Source organism: Listeria rocourtiae FSL F6-920 (assembly GCF_000525975.1).
Classification (GTDB): Bacteria; Bacillota; Bacilli; order Lactobacillales; family Listeriaceae; genus Listeria_A; species Listeria_A rocourtiae.
The window spans coordinates 1-572 of record NZ_AODK01000123.1 but is presented as its reverse complement, the minus strand read 5'-3'; the positions used below and the strand labels follow the sequence as shown (position 1 = coordinate 572).

The window sequence follows — 572 nt, the reverse complement described above, 5'->3', positions numbered from 1 at the left end:
AAGACGCTGCTTCTAAAGCTGTTAAAGAGTTATTCACAAATGACGACTCTTCTAGCAATAGCATCAAAAACTTAACAGACCAAACTGCTATCAATAACGCGAAAGCTTTGGTAGACAAAGTTACTGATCCTACTGTCAAAACTGCTTTAGAACAAGACGTCGCTAAAGCTCAAAACCTACTTGATGCTAAAAATGCTGCTATTCAAGCAGAAAAAGACCGTCAAGACGCTGCTTCTAAAGCTGTTAAAGAGTTATTCACGAACGATGACTCTTCTAGCAATAGCATCAAAAACTTAACGGACCAAACTGCTATCAATGACGCAAAAGCTTTGGTAGACAAAGTTACTGATCCTACTGTCAAAGCGGCTTTAGAACAAGACATTGCTAAAGCTCAAAACCTACTTGATGCTAAAAATGCTGCTATTCAAGCAGAAAGTACAGTCAAAGCACTATTCAACAACGATGACACAAAAGGCACTATCAAAAACACAACCGACCAAGCTGCCATCGACACCGCCCAACAACTCGTAAACAGCGTGACTGATTCCGACAAGAAAAACCGAATTACAACA

1 protein-coding gene is annotated in these 572 nt (G+C 39.9%); it reads left to right on the top strand.

What is annotated here, in order from left to right:
- The coding region (locus tag PROCOU_RS17950; protein ID WP_036074549.1) for a toxin Cry1Ac domain D-VI-related protein at positions 1-572 on the top strand (572 nt) is incomplete at both ends.